The 23871-nt window shown below is 43.4% G+C and carries 20 protein-coding genes and 2 tRNA genes; 20 read left to right on the top strand and 2 right to left on the bottom strand.

Annotated features, from left to right (window positions below; all coding sequences use genetic code 11):
- Window positions 1-259: 259 nt before the first annotated feature.
- From greA to secF, 4 genes are all read left to right on the top strand, one after another.
- Window positions 260-736, top strand: coding sequence for a transcription elongation factor GreA (gene greA / locus L884_RS0119985; protein WP_028769152.1), 477 nt, complete (start codon window positions 260-262; stop codon window positions 734-736).
- 177 nt (window positions 737-913) lie between these two features.
- Complete coding sequence (locus L884_RS0119980; RefSeq protein WP_037411339.1) at window positions 914-1366, top strand: hypothetical protein; 453 nt, start codon at window positions 914-916, stop codon at window positions 1364-1366.
- 361 nt (window positions 1367-1727) lie between these two features.
- Window positions 1728-3542, top strand: a complete 1815-nt coding sequence (gene secD / locus L884_RS0119975; RefSeq protein ID WP_028769150.1) for a protein translocase subunit SecD — start codon at window positions 1728-1730, stop codon at window positions 3540-3542.
- Between the two features lies 1 nt (window position 3543).
- A complete protein-coding gene (gene secF, locus L884_RS0119970; protein WP_374991340.1) occupies window positions 3544-4452 on the top strand; it encodes a protein translocase subunit SecF in 909 nt (302 codons plus the stop codon).
- Window positions 4453-4554: 102 nt separating this feature from the next.
- Here the strand turns inward: secF and yhbY are convergent, their stop codons facing one another.
- A complete protein-coding gene (gene yhbY / locus L884_RS0119965; RefSeq protein ID WP_028769148.1) occupies window positions 4555-4854 on the bottom strand; it encodes a ribosome assembly RNA-binding protein YhbY in 300 nt (99 codons plus the stop codon).
- 93 nt (window positions 4855-4947) lie between these two features.
- Here yhbY and rlmE point away from each other — a divergent pair, with 93 nt between their 5' ends.
- The 14 genes from rlmE (at window position 4948) to rpsO (ending at window position 18355) form a co-directional block, all read left to right on the top strand.
- Window positions 4948-5577: a 23S rRNA (uridine(2552)-2'-O)-methyltransferase RlmE gene (gene rlmE / locus L884_RS0119960; protein ID WP_028769147.1), complete on the top strand. Its 630-nt coding sequence runs from the start codon at window positions 4948-4950 to the stop codon at window positions 5575-5577.
- A gap of 69 nt (window positions 5578-5646) precedes the next feature.
- Entirely contained in the window at window positions 5647-7605 is a 1959-nt protein-coding gene (gene ftsH / locus L884_RS0119955) for an ATP-dependent zinc metalloprotease FtsH (RefSeq protein WP_037411317.1), read from the top strand.
- Window positions 7606-7718: 113 nt separating this feature from the next.
- Window positions 7719-8507 (top strand): dihydropteroate synthase, encoded by a 789-nt coding sequence (gene folP, locus L884_RS0119950; protein ID WP_425423503.1) that lies wholly within the window; start codon window positions 7719-7721, stop codon window positions 8505-8507.
- 121 nt (window positions 8508-8628) lie between these two features.
- Window positions 8629-9966 (top strand): phosphoglucosamine mutase, encoded by a 1338-nt coding sequence (gene glmM / locus L884_RS0119945; RefSeq protein WP_028769144.1) that lies wholly within the window; start codon window positions 8629-8631, stop codon window positions 9964-9966.
- 195 nt (window positions 9967-10161) lie between these two features.
- Window positions 10162-10944: a triose-phosphate isomerase gene (gene tpiA, locus L884_RS0119940; RefSeq protein WP_028769143.1), complete on the top strand. Its 783-nt coding sequence runs from the start codon at window positions 10162-10164 to the stop codon at window positions 10942-10944.
- Between the two features lies 1 nt (window position 10945).
- On the top strand, window positions 10946-11281 hold the full coding sequence (gene secG, locus L884_RS0119935) for a preprotein translocase subunit SecG (RefSeq protein WP_028769142.1): 336 nt from the start codon (window positions 10946-10948) through the stop codon (window positions 11279-11281).
- Between the two features lie 110 nt (window positions 11282-11391).
- A tRNA-Leu gene (locus tag L884_RS0119930) sits at window positions 11392-11477 on the top strand.
- Window positions 11478-11581: 104 nt separating this feature from the next.
- A tRNA-Met gene (locus L884_RS0119925) sits at window positions 11582-11658 on the top strand.
- 160 nt (window positions 11659-11818) lie between these two features.
- Window positions 11819-12274 (top strand): ribosome maturation factor RimP, encoded by a 456-nt coding sequence (rimP, locus tag L884_RS0119920; RefSeq protein ID WP_028769141.1) that lies wholly within the window; start codon window positions 11819-11821, stop codon window positions 12272-12274.
- A gap of 27 nt (window positions 12275-12301) precedes the next feature.
- Window positions 12302-13801 carry a transcription termination factor NusA gene (gene nusA / locus L884_RS0119915; protein ID WP_028769140.1) on the top strand — a complete coding sequence of 500 codons (1500 nt, stop codon included), beginning with the start codon at window positions 12302-12304 and terminating at the stop codon, window positions 13799-13801.
- A 27-nt stretch (window positions 13802-13828) separates the two neighbouring features.
- Window positions 13829-16531 carry a translation initiation factor IF-2 gene (gene infB / locus L884_RS0119910; RefSeq protein ID WP_028769139.1) on the top strand — a complete coding sequence of 901 codons (2703 nt, stop codon included), beginning with the start codon at window positions 13829-13831 and terminating at the stop codon, window positions 16529-16531.
- A 58-nt stretch (window positions 16532-16589) separates the two neighbouring features.
- A complete protein-coding gene (rbfA, locus tag L884_RS0119905; RefSeq protein ID WP_028769138.1) occupies window positions 16590-17018 on the top strand; it encodes a 30S ribosome-binding factor RbfA in 429 nt (142 codons plus the stop codon).
- Window positions 17018-17968, top strand: coding sequence for a tRNA pseudouridine(55) synthase TruB (truB, locus tag L884_RS0119900; protein ID WP_028769137.1), 951 nt, complete (start codon window positions 17018-17020; stop codon window positions 17966-17968). Before rbfA ends, truB begins: the two co-directional genes overlap by 1 nt.
- A gap of 117 nt (window positions 17969-18085) precedes the next feature.
- The gene (gene rpsO / locus L884_RS0119895; protein WP_028769136.1) at window positions 18086-18355 is read left to right on the top strand and encodes a 30S ribosomal protein S15; all 270 of its coding nucleotides are present in this window, start codon (window positions 18086-18088) and stop codon (window positions 18353-18355) included.
- 60 nt (window positions 18356-18415) lie between these two features.
- On the opposite strand, the gene L884_RS0119890 is transcribed toward rpsO, so the two are convergent.
- Window positions 18416-20455 (bottom strand): putative bifunctional diguanylate cyclase/phosphodiesterase, encoded by a 2040-nt coding sequence (locus tag L884_RS0119890; protein ID WP_028769135.1) that lies wholly within the window; start codon window positions 20453-20455, stop codon window positions 18416-18418.
- Window positions 20456-20656: 201 nt separating this feature from the next.
- Between L884_RS0119890 and pnp the strand changes: the two genes are divergently transcribed.
- Window positions 20657-22762 carry a polyribonucleotide nucleotidyltransferase gene (gene pnp / locus L884_RS0119885; RefSeq protein ID WP_028769134.1) on the top strand — a complete coding sequence of 702 codons (2106 nt, stop codon included), beginning with the start codon at window positions 20657-20659 and terminating at the stop codon, window positions 22760-22762.
- 171 nt (window positions 22763-22933) lie between these two features.
- Window positions 22934-23830, top strand: a complete 897-nt coding sequence (gene nlpI, locus L884_RS0119880) for a lipoprotein NlpI (RefSeq protein ID WP_028769133.1) — start codon at window positions 22934-22936, stop codon at window positions 23828-23830.
- Window positions 23831-23871 lie beyond the last annotated feature (41 nt).

The following is a 23871-nucleotide window of genomic DNA, read 5'->3' as shown; positions in this document are numbered from 1 at the left end:
GCCGCTATAGCGGCCTTTTTTATTTTCTAAAATAAAATTTATCAGCCATAGCTAGCAACTCGGAGCAAGGTTGAGTAAGCTCTATGTTTAGAGTCCATGTTTTGGCTAGATTAGTTTCATATAGCGCGAGTGAATACGGATTTAAGTGCATCACTTGCCCCCAGCGTATACAATAACGCGATTCCACCAGATGATTTACCTCACTGATATTTTGATTCGGTGAGGCATGCTTTTGTTTTAAAGGAGACGAAAGAAACTTATGAGTACAGTTCCAATGACAGTTGTCGGTGCTGAACAGCTGCGTAAAGAATTAGATTATCTTAAATTTGAGCGTCGCCCACAAATTGCTGAAGCGATCGGTGAAGCGCGTGAACTTGGCGATTTAAAAGAAAATGCTGAGTATCATGCTGCACGTGAAGAGCAAGGTTTGTGTGAAGCACGCGTAAGAGACATCGAAGGTAAGCTTTCTCACGCTCAGATCATCGACGTGACCACTATGGCCAACAATGGCCGTGTTATCTTTGGCTCTACGGTTACCATTTTAAATCTGGACACAGACGAAGAAGTGACCTACCGCATCGTAGGCGAAGATGAAGCGAATATTAAAGAAAATTTGATTTCAGTTAGCTCTCCGATTGCTCGTGGACTAATTGGTAAAAACCTTGATGATGAGATCTCAATTGTGACGCCTGGTGGCACTAACGATTTTGAAATCATTAAAGTTGACTACATTTAATTGCTGCTGCGTTTAGGTGATGATAAAAAAACCGCTTGTTAGCGGTTTTTTTGTTTAAGTTGCTAAAAAAGCAATTTATCTATTGGTAACATTTATCTTCTAGGTTTAGTATAGCTTTTATTGTAAAGCAGGTTGAATAGGGCTCGAGTGCAGTTATTTTGGCGTTTTGGATTAGTTATGTTGTTCATAGGGGGATTTTTCCTTTCACCTATGCATGTAACTGCGTCTGAACAGAACCAAACTCAACAGCCAATTGCAGTCAGTACAGAGTTTCAACCTCTAGAGCATTATTCAAATGTTTTGTTGTCATCAGATCTCGCCCAAGTGGGGTTACCTGTGACGCTAAAAGAACACCCTGCCAAACAATCAAGTGGTAATGAATCTGAGTATATTCAGGCTGTTTCACAGCGTTTTATTAGCTTTTCACAACATGATCCGCAGCAGAGTCGGCCACAATATGAATTGGCGTTTGAGTTTTCATCACCACCTATCCCTTCGCTAGCTATCGGTTATCGAATCGATGTTAAACCTGCAGCAGATTGGGTATTGCACGTAAATAGTTGTGCATATCGACTTGCTGCTTGGAAAGAATCCAACCTGTTATATCGCTTCTCTCAAGCTCGAGCTTAGTCTCGATAAACCTAAGGGTTTATCTCATTTCATTTTTAAACAACACAGCTATCGAGAATGGTCTAGTTTCGGCTTTTTTATAAGCTTGGCTTTGAGTTTATGTTTTCGTAAACCATAAAACTATTGGCGTAGGTCATCGACGTTATGTGCACTCTGTTAGATAACATCTGTTAATCAGTGCATTAGCGTTGCGCCGCCATAGTTAAGCAGTTTGCGAGTTACCAGTTAATTAAAAGCGGGTAACACTCTGGCTAATAAACAAACTAGCACTCTCGGTATCGATCAATGAACTGCCATTAAATGCGGGAACCCCCGTATTATTTAGGTTGTTCACCATCGCGTATTCAGTGAAGAGCGAACTATGAGAGAGCAAAAACAAACCACTATTTTAAACCATTACTCAGCGTGGAAGTATGTGCTGTTAGTGGTCACTATTACCGTCATGTTATTTAGCGCATTACCCACATTTTTTGGCGAAGATGCTGCTGTGCAAATTGCCCCGGAAGCTGAACTTAATGTTAATCCGTTGGAGCTGCATCAGTTATTAATATCCCATGGCATAGATTTAAAACGAATTGATCAAAGCAATGGGCAAACAACGGTTATTCTTGCTGATAATGCTCAGCAGACACAGCTTAAAACCCTTCTAAGTCAGCAGGTAAAAGATCCTTCTAAATTGACATTAACCTTGGCTCCCGCAGCGCCAAACTGGTTGTTGTCTCTCGGGTTTAACCCAATAAAGCTTGGACTCGATCTACGTGGTGGAGTGCAGTTCTTACTAGATGTAGAGATCGAGCCTGTTTATAAACTGCATAATAATGCTTTTATCGAAGCGGTTAGACAATTTGTACGCCAAGACTCGTTATTTGGAGTGAGTGTAAAGCAGCAAGTTGATGGTCGGGTGCAGATCCAAACTGCAGATCTGACTCAGCGCGCGGCTATTCGTGAATTTATTAATAAGCAGTATCCGAATTGGCAAATATCTAATGCTGGCGATAAATCATTACAAGTGGCTTTATCAGAAGCAGAGAAGCTTAATATTCGTGATTTGACGGTAAAGCAAAATTTACAAATTATGCGCAGTCGCATTGAGCAACTTGGTATTACTGAAGCTGTGGTGCAGCGCCAAGGCGAGCACCGTATTCGCATTGAATTACCTGGTGTGCAAGATCCTGCCGCAGCCAAGTCAGTGATTGGTGCGACAGCCAGTTTAGCTTTTTATCAAGTTAAGCAGGCAGGTTCGGTTAATGCGCAAACGTTAAAAGATGAGCATGGACAAGCTGTTTATGTTGCCAGACGCCCAGTACTCGGTGGTGAGCACATTGTTGATGCCAGAGCGACGCTTGGTGAGATGGGGTTGCCTGAAGTCGTTATTCACCTTGATAGGGAAGGCGGCTCAATGATGTCGGATTTCTCTCGCGACAATATTGGTAAGCCAATGGCGACTTCGTACAGTGAATATAGCCGTGACGAAAACGGCCAGATCCGCCAGAGTACCGAGGTCATTAGTGTTGCCACGATCCAATCACAATTAGGTGACCGCTTTAGTATTACCGGAGCCGGCAATTATGCGCAGGCACAGGAGTTAGCGTTACTACTCAGAGCGGGCTCGATGACAGCGCCTGTCACCATAGTGGAAGAGCGCACAATTGGGCCGAGCTTAGGGGAAGAAAACATCACTAACGGTTTTTCAGCACTGGCATTAGGCATGGGCGTTACCCTGTTATTTATGGGGCTTTGGTATCGCCGCCTTGGATGGGTTGCCAACGTGGCACTTATGGCCAATATGATCCTAATTTTTGGGTTAATGGCATTAATTCCGGGGGCAGTTTTGACGTTGCCAGGTATTGCTGGGTTAGTACTTACTGTCGGTATGGCAGTTGATACTAACGTACTTATTTTTGAACGTATTAAAGATAAGTTAAAAGAGGGCAGAAGTTTTGCTCATGCGATTGATAGAGGATTTGATAGTGCGTTTTCAACCATTGTCGATGCTAACTTCACCACGATGATCACCGCAGTTGTACTTTACGCTATTGGCAATGGACCTATTCAAGGTTTTGCTTTGACCTTGGGGCTCGGTCTACTAACCAGTATGTTTACTGGAATATTTGCATCGAGAGCCCTTATCAACTGGGCTTATGGTCGTAACTTTAGTCGTAACGTGAAGGTGTAATATGAAATTTAATAATATGAGTAGTTTAGGTAAATTAACCAAGGCACGTTACCTTTCTAGTGTTTTCTCATTACTGATCATGCTGGCATCGGTTGCTATTATTGTGACGAATGGATTCAATTGGGGTCTTGATTTTACTGGTGGTATTGTTACTGAGGTTAAGTTAGATCCGAGTATTAAAGCTGCGCAAATAAGCCAAGTTTTGGGTCATGATTCCAAACAAGAAGTCAGTGTGATCTCAGCTGGAGAACCGGGTCGTTGGGTACTTAGATACGCTAAAGTTGATAGTGGCGCATCTGCAGATATTCAGTCTGTTTTAGCGCCACTAACTGATAATGTAGAAGTGCTTAATTCGAGTATCGTTGGTCCGCAAATCGGTCAAGAGTTAGCAGAGCAAGGTGGACTAGCGTTACTGGCTGCAATGTTGTGTATTTTAGGTTATTTGAGTTTTCGCTTTGAATGGCGTTTGGCTAGCGGGGCATTACTAGCACTATTTCACGATGTGATTTTTGTACTGGCGTTTTTCTCCTTAACGCAGATGGAGTTTAATTTAACCATTTTGGCGGCAGTATTGGCGATTTTAGGTTATTCACTGAATGACTCAATTGTGATTGCGGATAGGGTAAGGGAAGTGCTGATAGCAAAACCAAAGATGGCAATAGATGAGATTTGCAGTAGTGCAGTGAAGGCAACCTTTTCCCGCACTATGGTGACTAGTGGCACAACCCTGTTTACCGTAGCTGCGCTATGGATAATGGGAGGCACGCCGTTACAAGGTTTTTCAATCGCAATGTTCCTTGGCATTATGATTGGCACAATTTCATCGATTTCGGTTGGCACCTGTTTGCCTGAGTACTTAAAGGTAAGTGCTGAGCACTATAAAGTTGAGCCGATTAGCGACGCGCCTTAATTTATACAGCTAAAAGTCAAAAAAAGAGCCGCTGTGTAAACAGCGGCTCTTTTTATTTATCTTGCATTAATAACTTTATTGGCTAAAGCTATCTTTGCGAATTTACTTTGCTTTTGGCAAAGCAATTTTCATTTCTTCAGACTGACGGAACAGTACTAAAACGTGACCAATAAGCTGTACTTTTTCAGCTTGAGTTTCACGTACAATGGCGTCTACGATAGCGTTTTTAAGTTCTCTGTCACCAGAGGCTACTTTCACTTTAATCAATTCATGATAAGAAAGTGCATTATCAATTTCAGCCAGTACACCTTCAGTCAGGCCGTTGCCACCAAGCATCACTACAGGCTTGAGACCATGCGCTAAGCCTTTTAAGTGCTGTTTTTGTTTGGTTGTTAAGTTCATTTATACCAACTTTATGCTGAGTTACTGTTGAAAACCCGCTATTCTACCCTTATATAGTCTTTGTGTAACTCTCAATTTTGTTGCGGATTTTAAATGTCAGGAAAAAAACGAACGGCTAGCTCTTCTCGCTGGATGCAGGAACATTTCGACGATCACTATGTCAAACTGTCGCAAAAGCGCGGTTTGAGGTCGCGTGCGGCCTTTAAACTTGAAGAGATCCAAGAAAAAGATAAACTCATTCGTCCGGGGATGACAGTTGTCGATTTAGGGGCGGCGCCGGGTGGTTGGTCGCAAATCGCGGTGAAATTAGCGGGTGATAACGGTCAAGTTATTGCTTGTGATATCTTACCGATGGATCCTATTGTTGGTGTTGATTTCCTACAGGGTGATTTCCGCGAAGAAAAAGTACTTGATGCATTATTAACTCGAGTTGGTGATGATAAAGTAGATGTGGTGCTATCTGATATGGCACCTAATATGAGTGGTTCAGGTGGCGTTGACCAACCGCGTGCCATGTATTTAGTAGAGCTAGCATTAGATATGTGTCATCAAGTTTTGGCACCCAATGGCAGCTTTGCAGTTAAAGTCTTTCAGGGGGAGGGCTTTGATGAATACATGAAAGCGGTTAAAGAGGCGTTTAAAACAGTTAAAACACGTAAGCCCGATTCTTCACGACCACGTTCACGTGAAGTCTATCTTGTGGCGACGGGCTACAAGTTATAGTAATCTATCGTAAGTACTCTAACATTTGTTTTCGAAAGACTTTAAAAGAGGTCGAGTAATTTGAGTGACATGGCAAAAAATTTAATTCTCTGGGTTGTCATCGCTGTTGTGTTGATGTCAGTTTTTCAGGGCTATTCCCCCTCTTCATCAACTAAGGCGAAGATGGATTATTCAACCTTTTTGGACGATGTTCGCTCAGGGCAGATTAGTTCTGTTGAAGTAAAAAGCGATCAGCGCACTATTGAAGGTACCACACGTTCTGGTGAGAAATTTGTCACCATCATGCCGATGCCAGATCTTGATTTGATCAATGATCTTGACCGTAAAGGCATTATGATGAAAGGACAAGAAGCTGAAGAGTCGGGTTTCTTAACTCAAATCTTTATCTCTTGGTTCCCGATGCTATTGCTTATCGGTGTATGGATTTTCTTCATGCGTCAGATGCAAGGCGGTGGCGGTAAAGGCGCGATGTCGTTTGGTAAGAGTAAAGCCAAATTGATGAGCGAAGACCAAATTAAAACGACTTTTGGTGATGTTGCTGGTTGTGACGAAGCAAAAGAAGACGTTAAAGAGTTGGTTGATTACCTAAAAGAGCCGACAAAATTCCAAAAACTGGGTGGTCGAATTCCAACGGGTGTGCTTTTAGTTGGTCCTCCTGGTACGGGTAAGACTTTGCTTGCTAAGGCGATTGCCGGTGAAGCAAAAGTACCGTTCTTTACTATTTCAGGTTCTGATTTCGTAGAGATGTTCGTGGGTGTTGGTGCATCGCGTGTTCGTGACATGTTCGAGCAAGCTAAAAAATCTGCGCCTTGTATTATCTTTATTGATGAGATCGACGCTGTAGGTCGGCAACGTGGCGCTGGTGTAGGTGGTGGTCACGATGAGCGTGAGCAAACACTGAACCAAATGCTAGTTGAGATGGATGGTTTCGAAGGTAACGAAGGTATTATTGTTATCGCGGCGACTAACCGTCCGGACGTACTTGATGCTGCACTACTTCGTCCAGGTCGTTTTGACCGTCAAGTGGTTGTTGGTTTACCTGATGTACGTGGTCGTGAACAGATCCTTAAAGTACACATGCGTAAAGTGCCTTTAGCTGATGGCGTTAAAGCAAGCGTTATTGCCCGTGGTACACCAGGTTTCTCTGGTGCAGATCTTGCAAACCTTGTTAACGAAGCAGCCTTGTTTGCTGCGCGTAACAGCCGCCGTGTGGTTGGTATGGAAGAGTTTGAAAGCGCTAAAGATAAAATCATGATGGGTGCAGAGCGCCGCACTATGGTTATGTCTGAAGAAGAGAAAGAGATGACTGCTTACCATGAAGCGGGTCATGCCATCGTAGGTTGTTTAGTACCTGAGCACGACCCTGTGCATAAGGTGACTATTATTCCTCGTGGTCGTGCATTAGGCGTAACCTTCTTCTTACCTGAAGCGGATGCTATCAGCCAAAGTCGTCGTAAACTTGAGAGCCAAATCTCAGTTGCCTACGGCGGACGTATTGCTGAAGATTTGATCTACGGTAGTGAAAAGGTTTCTACTGGTGCGTCGCAAGATATTAAGTATGCAACTTCTATTGCACGTAACATGGTTACGCAATGGGGTTTCTCTGAAAAACTTGGTCCAGTACTTTACGCAGAAGATGAAAACGAAGTGTTCTTAGGACGTAGCATGGGTAAGTCTCAGCATATGTCTGACGACACTGCGCGTATTATCGATGCTGAAGTTAAGCAGTTAATTGATTCGAACTATGATCGTGCACATACATTCTTGACAGAGAATATGGATATTTTGCATGCCATGAAAGATGCGTTAATGAAGTATGAAACCATTGATGCGAATCAAATTGATGATCTAATGGCGCGCCGTGAAGTGCGTATGCCTGCTGAGTGGCAAAAAGATCAACAGTCTAACGACAACGACAGCAACAATGCTCAAGCGGTGAAGACCGAAGAGGTCAAGCAGGAAGAAAGCCAGCAAGCTAAAGAAGATAAGCCAGATGTCAGCGACGCTGACGAGTCTCCGGCTAAGTAAGCTTTAGGTTGATTTAAGAAAACCCCTTTTAGGGGTTTTCTTGTTTAGGGAACACTATTTTGTCGAAATTAATCTCAGGTAATTCAACACTCGATTTAAGTCGTCCAATTGTCATGGGGATCCTTAATGTGACCCCAGACTCTTTTTCTGATGGCGGTGAGTTTTCTTGTTTCGCAACAGCTTGTCAGCAAGCAGATTTAATGGTCGCACAAGGCGCGAAGATCATTGATATAGGTGGAGAATCTACGCGTCCCGGTGCTAAAGATGTCTCACTTGAAGATGAACTCAAGCGTGTGCTGCCGTTAATTGACTATGTCGCCAAAAATCATGATGTGTGGATTTCTATTGACACCAGTAAAGCTCAGGTGATGGCAGCTGCGGTGAATGCCGGAGCGCACCTGATTAATGATGTTAGGGCGCTGCAAGAACCAGATGCGCTTAAAACTGCGGCCAAGCTTAATGTGCCTGTATGTTTGATGCATATGCAGGGACAGCCTCGAACCATGCAGGATGCGCCTCAATATAGTGATATCATCAGCGATATTAGTCATTTTTTTCAAGATCGAATTGATGCCTGCCTAGCTGCGGGAATTAAGCGCGAGCATATTGTGCTTGATCCTGGTTTTGGTTTTGGTAAAACCTTAGCTCATAACTATGAGCTGCTTAACCGAATGAATGAGTTTGGCAAATTTAACCTACCCGTACTTGCAGGATTATCGCGTAAGAGTATGTTCGGTCAATTACTTGGACGTGAGGTATCACAAAGATTAAGTGCCACACTTACTGGTAATATGTTGGCAGTTCAAGCAGGTGCAAAGATCGTGCGCGTTCATGATGTGCAAGAAACCTGCGATATGATTGCGGTACTGCAAGCTACAGATAATTTTGAGCGCTTGGCCTAGTGCTTGGCTGATAGATTGGCAGAGATATGCTGTCTAGGCGCATATCTGCTTATTTATGTTTTATATTTTTAAGGAAGATCAACGGAGTTAGATCTACCTGTTTAGTTAAATTGGAGTTCAAGTGAAACAAAGACAATTTTTTGGTACCGATGGTATTCGCGGTAAAGTAGGCGCGGGTAAAATGACCCCTGAATTAGCGCTTAAACTTGGTTGGGCGGCTGGGCGAGTGTTGTCTCGCGCGGGCACGCATAAAGTGATTATCGGTAAAGACACTCGTATCTCAGGTTACCTATTTGAATCGGCATTAGAAGCGGGTCTATCGGCAGCAGGTCTAGATGTAATGCTAATTGGTCCTATGCCGACACCTGCTGTTGCTTACCTAACTCGCACCTTCCGCGCTGAAGCGGGGATTGTTATAAGTGCATCTCACAACCCTTATTACGATAACGGTATTAAGTTTTTTGCCAATGATGGCAGCAAATTAGATGATGATGTTGAGCTTGAAATTGAAGCTGAATTGGAAAAGCCACTGACTTGCGTCGAATCTCATTTATTGGGCAAGGTTAATCGTATTGATGATGCTGCAGGTCGCTATATCGAATATTGTAAAGGTCACTTCCCAGCAGAGCAAACGCTAAGCGGGCTTAAAATTGTGGTTGATTGCGCTCACGGAGCAACTTATCACATCGCTCCGAGTGTATTTAGAGAGCTTGGTGCTGAGGTGATTGCTATTGGTGACAAGCCAAATGGTTTAAACATCAACGATAAAGTTGGTGCGACTTCAATGGCAAAAATCTGTGAAACTGTACTGGCTGAAAATGCTGATCTTGGTATTGCGTTAGATGGTGACGGTGACCGTATTATGATGGTCAATCGACATGGGCGTGTTATTGATGGCGACGAAATTCTTTATATTTTAGCCGCAGATGCTCAAAAAAGTGGTGTATTACGAGGTGGCGTTGTAGGGACACAAATGTCAAACCTTGGTTTAGACCTAGCATTACAAGAGCTCAGTATTCCATTTGTGCGCTCCAAAGTGGGTGACCGCTATGTTATGGAGTTACTAAAAGAGCATGACTGGCGTATTGGTGGTGAAAACTCAGGTCATATCTTAAATCTTGATCATGGCACTACTGGAGATGGCATTGTCGCCGGTATTTTAGTGTTAGCTGCAATGCAGCGCCAAAATGCAACCCTTGAGCAACTAACAGAGAATATTACTATGTTGCCTCAAGTGCTTGTTAATGTGAGATTTGAAGGTGATAATGACCCGCTAACATCTGATAGCGTATTGGCTGCACAAGCTGAAGTAGAGCAAAAGCTTGGTGCCCGTGGCCGGGTCTTATTGCGCAAGTCGGGTACAGAGCCATTACTACGTGTAATGGTTGAAGGCGATGATCAAGCCGCGGTGACAGAATATGCTAACTATATTGCAGATGCGGTACGTAATTTAGTTTAGTTTTAGGTTGAACTACAAGCTGAGTGGCGTTGTTGCGATTAAATTAAAAACAAACTAATCATTAATCGTACAGCGCGCTTATTTGCAGCGTAAAAAATATGCGTTCACACCAAGATTATTAAAAATAACGCCTTTAGGTATTGTAACTTAACAAGTGGTTCGCTATTATTCACGCCGCTTTCAAAGGAGACAGTGATGGCACTTAGACGTCCGATGGTTGCTGGTAACTGGAAAATGAATGGCAGTGCTCAATTAGCACAAGAGCTTTTCAAAAAATTCGCTACCAAGCTACAAGATGATTCAGCGGAAGTGGTTTTGTGTCCACCTTCTATTTACTTAGAAAGTGTACGACAACTGCTAGATGAAAATAAAGAAGCCTTAAATGGTTGCTTAGTCAGAATGGGTACTCAAAATATAAGTCAACATGACTTTGGTGCTTATACTGGTGAAATATCTGGTCAGATGTTAAAAGATTCAGGATGTCGATATGTGATTATCGGTCATTCAGAACGTCGCCGTATGTACGGAGAGACGAGTGATATCGTAGCAGAGAAATTTGCTGCAGCTCAAAAGCACGGTTTAACACCAATTCTATGTGTTGGTGAGTCAGGTCCAGCTCGTGAAGCAAGACGCACTTTTGAAGTCATTGCTGAAGAACTAGATGTGGTCATTGAAAAAAATGGCACCATGGCTTTTGATAACGCTATTATCGCTTACGAGCCATTATGGGCAGTAGGGACAGGTAAGAGCGCTACGCCAGAGCAGGCTCAAGAAGTTCATGCGTTCATTCGCAAGCGCCTCTCTGAAGTATCTCCATTTATCGGAGAAAATATCAGGATTTTGTACGGTGGTAGCGTAACACCGAGTAATGCGGCAGACTTGTTTGCCCAGCCTGATGTAGACGGTGGATTGATTGGTGGTGTAAGCCTCAATGCTACCGAATTTCTCAGTTTATGTACGATAGCGATGAGCGCATAATATGTATGAAGTTCTAATGGTTGTTTACTTGTTGGTTGCGATTGGTCTAGTAGGCTTGATCTTAATCCAGCAAGGTAAAGGTGCTGACATGGGTGCTTCTTTTGGCGCCGGTGCATCAGGTACACTTTTTGGTTCATCAGGTTCTGGTAACTTTTTGACTCGTTCGACTGCTATTTTAGCCGTAGCGTTTTTTGCACTAAGTTTAACGATTGGTAACTTAAGCGCAAACCACACTAAAGCTGAAGGTGCTTGGGATGATTTAGGAAGTGAAGCAGCACAAGCTGTTGAACAAGTTCAGCAAGAAGCTGAAAAGTCAGAAGATAAAATTCCTGACTAATTCATAAGATGACTTATGATGGTATCAATCGAATCGATTGATACCGACTGTAAAACTGCTATTAACCTCAAACATAGTAGTTACCAAATACAGTCAAACCACGGTTTTATGCGGATGTGGTGGAATTGGTAGACACGCCATCTTGAGGGGGTGGTGAGCTATGCTCGTGAGGGTTCAAGTCCCTCCATCCGCACCAAATCTTTGGTTTTGCTAGCAAGCAAAATCGAGGATAATAAAGCGGCGAATAAGCCCTTTATTATTGCAAGTTGAGCGCTTTCTCAATATACTTGCACAAGTTGTCGCGGGGTGGAGCAGTTTGGTAGCTCGTCGGGCTCATAACCCGAAGGTCGTCGGTTCAAATCCGGCCCCCGCAACCAGCTTCCCAGTAAAGAAATTTTATTTCTATGCTGTTACAGGTTCTGGATATTTCAACCTCGTCATTACGGGGTTTTTTGTTATCTGGAACTTTTAAAACGGTCACATAGTGTGACGTGTACTGGGGCTATTAGGCCCTTTTTTGTTTTTCAGGGGGTAACCTTGGCTACATTAGAACGCAGACTGGTAGAGATGCTCAAAGCGCCAGTTGAAGCATTAGGCCATCAGCTTTGGGGTTTGGAGTACATTCAAGCAGGTAAGCACTCTACCTTGCGTCTATATATAGACAACGAAAAGGGCATCTTCATTGAAGATTGCGCAGAAGCAAGCCGCCAAGTCAGTGCTGTACTGGACGTTGAAGATCCTATTTCAACTGAGTACACATTAGAAGTTTCTTCTCCTGGTGTAGATAGACCTTTGTTTACTGCAGAGCAGTACCAAGCTTACATCGGTGAGACTGTAAAAGTACAACTAACGATGCCTGTTGCAGGTAGTCGTAATTTAAAAGGCACCGTTACCGGACTAGATGGGCAAATGCTTAATCTATCGGTAGATGGAAATGAACTTACCGTTGCACTGGATAATATCCGTAAAGGCAACTTAATCGCTAAGTTTTGATGAATTCAAGGTGAACGAGGCAAGACAATGAATAAAGAGATTCTGCTAGTCGCTGAGGCGGTTTCAAATGAAAAAGGTGTGCCGCGCGAAAAGATTTTCGAAGCGCTGGAAATCGCACTAGCCACAGCAACCAAGAAAAAATACGAAGGTGACATCGAAGTTCGTGTTGCTATTGATCGTAAGACTGGTGCTTATGAAACTTTCCGTCGTTGGATGGTAGTTGAAGATCAAGGCGTACCATTGGAAAACCCTTTCCGTGAGATCACGCTTGAAGCAGCAAAGTTTGAAGATCCTGAAGTTGAGTTAGGCGGATTTATTGAAGATCAGATCGAATCAGTAGCATTCGACCGCATCACTACTCAAACAGCTAAGCAAGTTATTGTACAAAAAGTACGTGAAGCTGAACGCGCGCAAATCGTTGACCAGTTCCGTGATCGTGAAGGCGAGTTGATTGTTGGTGTTGTTAAGAAGAGCAACCGTGAAAGCGTAGTTGTTGATCTTGGCAATAACGCTGATGGCGTACTTTACAAAGAAGATTTGATTTCACGTGAATCTTTCCGCCCAGGCGATCGTGTACGTGCGCTACTTTACTCTGTACGCCCTGAAGCACGTGGCGCACAGCTGTTCTTAACTCGTACTAAACCAGACATGCTAATCGAATTATTCCGTGTTGAAGTTCCTGAAATTCAAGACGAAATGATCGAGATCGTTGGTGCTGCTCGTGATCCAGGTTCACGCGCTAAGATTGCGGTTAAGTCTAACGACCGTCGTATCGATCCTATCGGTGCATGTGTTGGTATGCGTGGTGCTCGTGTTCAAGCTGTTTCTAACGAGCTTGGTGGCGAGCGCGTAGATATCGTACTTTGGGACGATAACCCAGCTCAATATGTTATCAACTGTATGGCACCTGCTGACGTTGCTTCAATCATTGTTGATGAAGATAACCACTCAATGGACATCGCTGTTGAAGCTGATAGCCTAGCGCAAGCGATTGGCCGTAACGGTCAAAACATTCGTTTAGCGACTCAACTTTCTGGTTGGGAACTAAATGTAATGACAGTTGACGACATGAAGGCTAAGCATCAGGCAGAGAGCGCTAAAGTGGTGAATCTATTCATCCAAGCACTTGATGTTGATGAAGAGTTTGCCCAAGTACTTTCTGATGAAGGCTTCACTTCATTAGAAGAAGTAGCTTACGTTCCTGAGTCAGAGCTACTAGAAATCGATGGATTCGACGAGGAAATCGTTGAGTCATTAAGAGAGCGCGCAAAAGCGGCGATCTCTACTCGTGCTCTTGCGACAGAAGAAGCCTTAGATGGTGCTGAACCAAGTGAAGACCTTCTTGCTTTAGAAGGTTTAGATAGACACTTGGCTTTCGTAATGGCAAGTAAAGGCGTAATTACGCTTGAAGATTTGGCCGAACAAGGCATTGATGATCTGATCGAAATTGAAGAATTGACAGAAGAAAAAGCAGGTGAGCTTATTATGGCTGCCCGTAATATCTGTTGGTTTGGCGAAGAAGCATAAGTCGATCAGCAGAGGGGAGTTTTAAATATGGCGGATACTACAGTAGAAAAACTAGCCACAGAAGTTGGGAAAAGTACTGAACGTTTAGTTGAGCAGTTTTCTCAGGCTGGTATTAAGAAGTCAGCAAGCGATACAGTTTCAGAAACTGAAAAGCAACAGTTGTTAGACTTCCTTAAGAAGCAACATGGTGGCGACGCAGCCCCACAAAAAATGACTCTTCAACGCAAATCAGTTTCAACATTGAGTGTTGCTGGAAGCGGTGGTCAGTCAAAAGACGTTAAGGTAGAAGTTCGTAAAAAGCGTACTTTTGTTAAGCGTGACGAGGCTGCTGAAGCAGAATTAGCTGCAGCTAAAGCTGCAGAAGAAGCAAAAGCAAAAGCGGAAGCTCAAGCCAAAGCTGAGGCAGAAGCAAAGGCGAAAGCTGAAGCAGAAGCAAAGGCAAAAGCTGAAGCAGAAGCAAAGGCAAAAGCTAAGGCAGAAGCCGAAGCTAAGGCAAAAGCAAAAGTGCATACAGAAAAAGCAGCTGAAACGGCTGAAGAAAAAGCAGCGAAAGCTGAAGAAGCTAAGTTATTAGCAGCGCAAGAAGCTGCTGCAAAAGCAAAAGCAGATGAAGAAGCAAAAGCGGCAGCTGAAGAAGCACGTCGTTTAGCTGAAGAAAATGAAAAGCGTTGGGCTGAAGAAGAGCAAGCGCGTAAAGAAGCTGAAAAGTCAGTTGACCATCATGTTACGACTTCATCTGAAGCGCGTGCAGCTGAAGACACTGCAGATGCTAACGCTGAAAAGCGCGGTCGCCGTTCTCGTAAACCTGCTGCAAAAGCGGGTAACGAAGCTAATACAGGTAATGTTGGTAAGGGTAAAGGTAAGCGTGCAGGTAAAGATAACCGCCGTGATAACCGTAACTCACGCAATGGCCGTAACAACCGTAGCGTAGCACCTGAGTCAATGGATCACGCTTTCACTAAGCCTGCTGCAGTTGTTAAAGCTGACGTAAGCATTGGTGAAACGGTTTCTGTAGCAGAACTTGCTTCTAAGATGTCTATCAAAGCGACTGAAATCATCAAGCAAATGATGAAGATGGGCTCTATGGTTACTATTAACCAAGTATTAGACCAAGAGACTGCACAGCTAGTTGCTGAAGAGATGGGTCATAAAGTGATCCTGACTCGTGAAAACGAGCTTGAGCATCAAGTACTTTCAGACCGTAACGGCGACGTTAAAGTGGAGCCTCGTGCACCAGTTGTTACTATTATGGGTCACGTTGACCACGGTAAGACATCGTTACTAGATTACATTCGTCGTGCAAAAGTTGCATCAGGCGAAGCGGGTGGTATTACCCAGCACATTGGTGCATATCACGTTGAAACTGAAAACGGTATGATCACCTTCTTAGATACTCCTGGTCACGCAGCGTTTACTGCAATGCGTGCTCGTGGTGCTAAGGCAACCGATATCGTTATTCTAGTTGTTGCGGCAGACGACGGTGTGATGCCACAAACAATCGAAGCTATCCAGCACGCTAAAGCGGGTGGTGTGCCTCTGATTGTTGCTGTTAACAAGATTGATAAGCCAGAAGCTGATCCTGACCGCGTTAAGTCTGAGCTTTCTCAGCATGGCGTAATGTCTGAAGATTGGGGCGGAAGCAACATGTTTGTTCACGTTTCAGCTAAGACAGGCCAAGGCATTGATGAATTACTAGAAGGCATTCTTCTAGAAGCAGAAGTTCTTGAGCTTCAAGCTGTTCGCGAAGGTATGGCTGCTGGTGTTGTAGTTGAATCTAAGCTAGATAAAGGCCGTGGTCCAGTTGCAACAGTACTTGTACAAGAAGGTACCTTAAAGCAGGGTGACATCGTTCTATGTGGTCTTGAGTACGGTAAAGTTCGTGCGATGAAAGATGAGAACGGTAAGTCAATCACTGAAGCGGGTCCATCTATCCCTGTTGAGATTTTAGGTCTATCAGGTGTACCTTCTGCTGGTGACGAAGCAACTGTTGTACGTGATGAGCGTAAAGCACGTGAAGTTGCACTTTACCGTCAAGGTAAGTTCCGTGATGTTAAGCTTGCACGTCAGCAGAAGTCTAAGCTTGAAAACATGTTCGCCAACATGGTTGAAGGTGAAGTTCAAGAGCTTAACTTGGTACTTAAAGCGGACGTTCAAGGTTCACTTGAAGCCATCGCAGACTCTTTAGATAAGCTATCTACAGACGAAGTTAAAGTTAATATTATTGCTCGCGGTGTGGGTGGATTAACTGAAACTGATGCGAGCCTAGCTGCTGCATCTAACGCTATCATGATCGGCTTTAACGTTCGTGCTGACGCACAGGCGCGTAAAGTGATTGAGAGCGAAAGCGTAGATCTACGTTACTACAGCATCATTTATCAATTAATTGATGAAGTACGTGATGCGATGGGCGGTATGCTTGCTCCTGAGTTTAAGCAAGAAATTATTGGTCTTGCAGAAGTTCGTGATGTGTTTAAGTCGCCTAAGATTGGTGCTATTGCAGGTTGTATGGTAACTGAAGGTACCATCAAGCGTAGCGCTCCAATCCGCGTACTACGTGATAACGTTGTTATTTACGAAGGTGAGCTAGAATCACTACGTCGCTTTAAAGATGACGTAAACGAAGTTCGTAATGGCATGGAATGTGGTATCGGTGTGAAGAACTATAATGACGTCAGAGTTGGCGATCAGATTGAAGTCTTCGAAACGGTAGAAATTGCACGTACCTTGTAATTTTCGATGATTTATAAGGGCGGCGTTAGCCGCCCTTAATATTTATGGCAAATATATTATGGCAAAAGAATTTAGTCGTACCCGCCGTATTGCACAGCAGCTTCAACAAGAACTAGCCGTTGTTTTACAGCGTGATATGAAAGACCCGCGTATCGGTTTTGTGACGGTTAACGACGTTGATGTTTCTCGCGATCTTAGTTATGCGAAAGTGTTCGTCACTTTCTTCGAAGAAGACCCAAAACTTGTTGAACAAAAAGTGGCAGCATTAGAATCTGCTGCTGGTTACATTCGTTCACTGGTTGCAGGCCGCATGAAGTTACGTGTAATGCCTGAACTACGTTTTATCTACGATAGTTCACTCGTTGAAGGTATGCGTATGTCTAACCTAGTTAGCCGCGTAATCAGCAATGATGAAGCAAAGCAAAAGCAGCATGGCGTAAACTCTGACGCTGCACAAGACGATACTAAGGAAGAGGGCGATAAGTAATGGCACGTCGTTCTCGCGGTCGTTTTATCGATGGTATTGTACTGTTAGATAAAGACACAGGTATGAGCTCAAACTTTGCATTGCAAAGAGTTAAACGCTTTTTTAATGCAAATAAGGCTGGTCATACCGGTGCTTTAGATCCGCTAGCTACGGGTATGTTACCTATTTGTCTAGGTGAGGCGACCAAGTTTTCTCAACACTTACTTGATGCTGATAAGCGTTATTTAGTGACGGCAAAGCTTGGCCAACGCACTGATACGAGTGATTCGGATGGTGAGATTGTTCAAACGAGAGAAATCAATTTCACTCAAGAACAATTGGAGCAAGCATTGGAGCACTTTCGTGGTGAAACCATGCAAGTCCCTTCTATGTACTCGGCGTTAAAGTATCAAGGTCAGCCTTTATATAAGTACGCTCGTGAAGGTATTGAGGTACCTCGTGAAGCGCGTCCTATCAATGTGTTTGAGCTTAACTTTATCAGCTTAGAAGGTGATGAGTTAACCCTTGATATTCATTGTTCAAAGGGGACTTATATCCGCACTATCACTGATGATTTAGGTGAAATGCTAGGTTGTGGCGCACATGTGATCATGTTACGTCGTACACAAGTTGCAGGCTACCCATACGATAGGATGGTGTCACTTGAGCAACTCGAGGAGCTAGTCGCTAAGGCTGAAGAAGCGTCTTTGCCTTTATCTGAAGTGTTAGACCCATTGTTGTTGCCGATGGATACAGCTGTTAGCGGCTTTAAAGAGGTTAACGTCTCTGATGAACTCGCAACCTATCTAATGAATGGTAACCCGGTACAAGTATCTAATTTACCTGTCGATGAGCTGGTGCGGATCACTATTGGTGAATCACGTCAGTTTGTTGGTATTGGCCAGATGAATGATGATGGCCAACTTGCACCTAAGCGTCTTATTGTTATTCGAGACACTCAAGATAAATAGCGGTTTTATTCCGACATTGATCTTGCTACCTAAAAGGTAAATAGGTAGAATGGCGCGCCTACTTTGGCTGAGTTAGTGATCGGCTGAAGATTTATTAATGTAATTTTGGAGATAGAAATGTCACTAAGTGTTGAAGCTAAGGCTCAAATCCTTGCTGAATTTGGTCGTTGTGAAAACGATACTGGTTCTACTGAAGTTCAAGTTGCTCTGTTAACTGCACAGATCAACCACCTACAAGGTCACTTCAAAGAGCACATCCACGATCACCACTCACGTCGTGGTCTACTACGTATGGTTAACACACGTCGTAAGCTTCTTGCATACCTTAAGCGTACTGAAGTTGTTCGCTACCAAGAGCTAATCAAGAAGTTAGGTCTACGTCGTTAATTTTAACGTCTGATCTATTAAAAGGAGGCCTAGCCTCCTTTTTTTGTATTTAAATTTTAACTATTTATCATTGACGGCAGCGTTGGCTGGCTCAAAGTACTTGTTTTCAAACTCTTGTTTCGCTAGCGGCTGGCTAAAATAGAAGCCTTGGCCTATCTGGCAGTCCTGATCCTGTAACCACTTCAATTGTTCTTGGGTTTCAATTCCTTCTGCGACAATACTTAGATTTAGCTGTTTGCCTAGCATTAAAATCGTCGATGCAATTGCACTATCGTCTGGCAGATCTGAGACAAAGCCGCGATCAATTTTCATTGTGGTGATGGGTAGCCTACGTAAATATGATAATGAGGAGTAGCCTGTACCAAAATCATCAACAGCGATACCAAAGCCCGCTGTTTTTAGTTGCTGCAGTTTTACTATTGCCGATTCAATATCGTCCATTAGCGATGTTTCGGTGATCTCTATTTCTAACAGTTTAGGATCGATTTGATAGCGAAGCGCCGCTTGCTTGATATCTGGTATTAAGCTTTGATCTTGAAATTGCTGACTGGAGACATTAATGGCGATGGGGAGTGCCTGGTTATAGTTGGCTTGCCAGTCGCGGATGGTTTTGCAACTTTGTTCTATCACCCAGCGTCCAATAGGAATGATGATCCCTGTTTCTTCAGCAATCGGAATAAAAGATACAGGGCTAACTAGTTGGCCATCTTTTTGCCAGCGGATCAGCGCTTCACAGCCAACAATTTCACTGGTATGGATATCGAGTTTTGGTTGAAAAAACAAAACAAACTCTTTATTGAGTAATGCTTCATGCAGTGAGGCTTCGGTCCTTAGTCTGACAGCTGCACGCTCAGTCATTTGTGATTTGAAAAATGCCCACTGGTTTGAACCTGCCGCTTTTGCGCTATACATCGCTATGTCAGCATGGCGGATCAAATCTTCCGCTCTTAATCCATCGTCGGGGTAGATAGCGATCCCAACTGAGGCTGCTGGGCGTACAGTATGTTCGTTGAGCTTCATTGGCGCATTGAGCTGCTTAAAGAGCTTATCGACAAACTCAGCTGCCATGGTTGGCGAATGTAGACCGTCAGCAAGTACAACAAACTCATCCCCTCCAAGCCTTGCTACCGTGCCAATAGAGCCTGCGGTTAATTCAAGTGAGCGGGAAACACGAATTAAAAACTGATCTCCCATCTCATGACCTAGCGAGTCATTTACGGTTTTAAATCTATCTAAATCGATAAACAACAAAACAAATTGCCTTTGTTGCTGTTTGGCACGCTGAATAGTGACGGCTATCGTTTCTAATAATAGGGCGCGGTTAGGTAGTCCGGTTAAAGGATCTCTGGTTGCCATTTTTCTTAATTTATTCTGCGTTCGCTCAAACTGAATAAGAATTTGATTGAGTTTGCTTGTCACTAATCCTAGTTCATCATTGCTATGGGCCGCATCAACAGGCAATCTATTTTTAGATGGAAACTCCGGATCAATGTTGTCGATAGCAGCGCTAATTCTGGCTATGGGTTGGGTTAAGAATCGGTGGAAAATGATAGACAGGAGTAAGGTGAGTAAAAATGCCCTAGCAAGGGTTGCCCACAAATTAAAACGCAAAGTAGAAAGTAGGGAATTGGTTAGTCCTAGGGTGTCGTAAGACACTATAAGCGTGCCGATCATCTCCTCATTGCCACTGTTATCAATATAAAAAGGCCGATAAAGCTCTCTCGAGATAAGTTTCAAATCACCGAATAATTGAGTACTTATATTTTGAAATATTTGTGCTTGTATAGGGAATGCGCCGTTATTGACTGAAACAAAGGGGGTGGAATCATCTAATTCCAAAATGGCTGATTGAACATGTTCAACTTTTAATAGTCCTTGAATAGTTTGTGCTGCAAGGATATCGTCTAGTGCCCAAATAGCATTGGTAGCTGGTTGTTCAACAGAATCAAGTAATTCGTGCTGATTAACTTTCAACTCATCTCTAGCTTCGCGAACAAGCAATAAAATCTCAACAATAAAGATAGCAACAGCAAAAAATAACGTTGCTGAGACGACTAAAATAGTCTGTTTCCATGTGAGGGATTTGAAACGCTCCTTCATCGAACCTTGTCCTTTATATCAATAGCTTAAGCTAAGCACCTCGAGTGCTAAAGACTTATAATTTGAATGCAATTAGGTTGATAGAATCACTTTAGAGAAAAGATTCCTGTTTGTCATCAATCATTCTCTTTAACTATTGAATAAACTTGCAGTATACTTACGCGCGTAATTAAGGTAATTAAATATTAAGGAATGGTTCACGTGAATCCAATCGTAAAGAGTTTTGAATATGGTCAACACACGGTCACATTAGAGACTGGTGTTATTGCGCGTCAAGCAGATGCAGCTGTTTTGGCAAGTATGGGTGATACAACAGTACTGGTTACTGTTGTTGGCAAGAAAGCTGAAGAGCCAGGCCGTGACTTTTTCCCGCTAACCGTTAATTACCAGGAAAAAACATACGCTGCAGGTAAAATCCCAGGTGGATTTTTCAAGCGTGAAGGTCGTCCATCTGAAGGCGAAACACTAACTGCACGTCTTATCGACCGTCCAATCCGTCCATTATTCCCGAATGGTTTCAAAAACGAAGTTCAGGTTATCATCACTGTAGTTTCTGTTGATCCAGAGATCAGCCCAGAAGTTATCTCTATGATCGGTACTTCTGCTGCACTATCTATTTCAGGTATTCCGTTCAATGGTCCACTAGGTTCAGCACGTGTTGGTTACGTTAATGGTGAATACATCCTTAACCCAACAGTGACTCAACTAGTTGATAGCCAACTTGAGCTTTCTGTTGCAGGTACTGAAAGTGCAGTACTAATGGTTGAGTCAGAAGCAAATGCACTTCCTGAAGAAGTGATGCTAGGCGCAGTTGTTTATGGTCATGAGCAACAGCAAGTTGTGATTGAAGCAATTAAAGAGCTTAAAGCTGAAGTTAACAAGCCTGAATGGGAGTGGACTGCACCAGTTCAAGACCAAGAACTTGTAGCAAAAGTTAAAGAGCTAGCTGAAGCAGGCCTAACTGAAGCTTACCAAATTGAAGTAAAACAAGACCGTTATGCACAAGTCGGTGTTGTTAAAGCTGCTGCGAAAGAAGCAATTTTAGCTGAAAATGCAGATGCTGATCTACGTGAAATCGACGGTCTACTAGGTAGCCTAGAGAAGAAAGTAGTTCGTAGCCGTATCATCGCTGGTAACCCACGTATCGATGGTCGTGAGCCAGATATGGTTCGTGCACTAAACGTGATGGCAGGTGTTCTTCCACGTACTCACGGTAGCTCGCTATTCACTCGTGGTGAAACTCAGGCACTAGTAACTTGTACTCTTGGTACAGAGCGTGATGCACAGAAGATTGATAGCATTATGGGCGAGCAAACTAGCCGCTTTATGCTTCATTACAACTTCCCTCCATACTCAGTTGGTGAAACTGGCATGGTTGGCTCACCAAAGCGTCGTGAAATTGGTCACGGTAAGCTAGCATGGCGTGGTATTAACGCTGTTATGCCTACAGCTGAAGAGTTCCCATACAGCGTTCGTGTTGTATCTGAAATCACTGAATCAAACGGTTCAAGCTCTATGGCGTCAGTGTGTGGTACTTCTCTAGCTCTTATGGACGCTGGTGTACCAATTAAGACTTCAGTTGCTGGTATTGCTATGGGTCTAGTTAAAGAAGGCGATGATTTCGTTGTTCTTTCTGACATTCTAGGTGATGAAGATCACTTAGGTGACATGGACTTTAAAGTTGCTGGTACTCGCGATGGTATTACTGCACTGCAGATGGATATCAAGATCGAAGGTATCACTAAAGAGATCATGCAGATTGCACTACAGCAAGCATACGGCGCTCGTGTTCATATTCTAAACGTAATGGATCAGGCTATCTCTGGTCACCGTGAAGAGATCTCTGACCACGCTCCACGTATTACTACGCTGAAGATCAACCCTGAAAAAATTCGTGATGTTATCGGTAAAGGTGGTGCAACTATTCGTGCACTTACTGAAGAAACAGGCACAACGATTGAACTTGAAGATGATGGTACTGTTAAGATTGCTTCTGCAAATGGTGAAGCAACTAAAGAAGCTATCCGTCGTATTGAAGAGATCACTGCAGAAGTTGAAGTGGGCTCAGTATACAACGGTAAAGTTGTACGTATCGTTGACTTCGGTGCATTCGTAACGATTCTTCCTGGTAAAGATGGTTTAGTACATATTTCGCAAATCGCTGAAGAGCGCGTAGCGAACGTGTCTGACTACCTAGAAGTGGGTCAAGAAGTTAAAGTTAAGGTAATGGAAGTTGACCGCCAAGGCCGTGTACGTCTTTCTATGAAAGAAGCTGCACCTAAAGCTGAAGCACCAGCTGCTGAGTAATTACTCGCACTTTAAATGAAAAGGAGGCCTTAGGCCTCCTTTTTTGTGCCTATAGTTTGCTAGTGTGCTGAATTAATCTACATTAAGTGGATTATTTTCAATTCCTTGATAGCAGTCGTGATTAGGGGTTGCTATGATTGGAGCTATTGGCGAACTCAAAAGGTTAAATGGATGAATCAAAAGATGCGAGCTGTCGTAGCTGTGGCTATGACGAGTGTAAGTATGCTGCTAACAGGATGTGTATCCACTCAGGCCGAAAGTGACAAACAAGCGTCGATAAAAGTTGCGCCTGTTTCGACCGATTATAAGCTAGAGATCACCTTAGCAAAGTTAAATGAAATTTTAGCGTCAGTTGAGTTAACGCCAGAGCAAAGAGCGCGTTTTCATTACGACCGAGGCGTGATTTATGACCGTGTTGGATTACGGATCCTTGGACGCATTGATTTTCATCAAGCCCTCAAGCTACAGCCCACCTTAGCAGATGCTTATAATTTTCTCGGTATTTATTACACCCAAGAGAGCGAGTTTGAGAGTGCTTATGAAGCATTTGATGCCGTTTTGGAGTTGTCTCCTGATTATGATTATGCGTTTTTAAATCGAGGTATCGCACTTTATTACGGTGAACGCATCGAGCTTGCTGTTAATGATATGAGCGATTTCTATATGCGTGATCCATCAGATGGTTATCGTGCATTATGGTTATACCTAGCTGAAAGCGAAGTCGATGAACTTGCAGCTAAAGCAGAGTTGACAAAGCATAAAGCGAATTTGCCCGCTAATGCATGGGCGACAACCTTAGTTGATTATTATTTAGGTAATACAACTAAGGAACAAGTTTTCTCGCTTGCTAAAGAGGGCTTAAAGCACCCAGAAGAATATGCGGAACGTTTATGTGAAGCCTATTTTTATATGGCTAAAGTTGCCCAGAAGAATGGTGAAAACGCCCAAGCTGCAAATTACTTCAGACTGGCGCTAGCAACCAACATTTACGATTTTGTTGAGCATCGCTATGCAAGGTTAGAGCTTGCAAGAACTAACGAGTTATTGCAGCAGCCAAGCGTAAACTGAGCTTGAGACGACTGAATACCCATTAAAGCCCCATATCGGGG

The sequence above is a fragment of the Shewanella fidelis ATCC BAA-318 genome, assembly GCF_000518605.1.
Lineage (GTDB): Bacteria > Pseudomonadota > Gammaproteobacteria > Enterobacterales > Shewanellaceae > Shewanella > Shewanella fidelis.
This window is presented reverse-complemented; position numbering and strand designations above follow the sequence as displayed.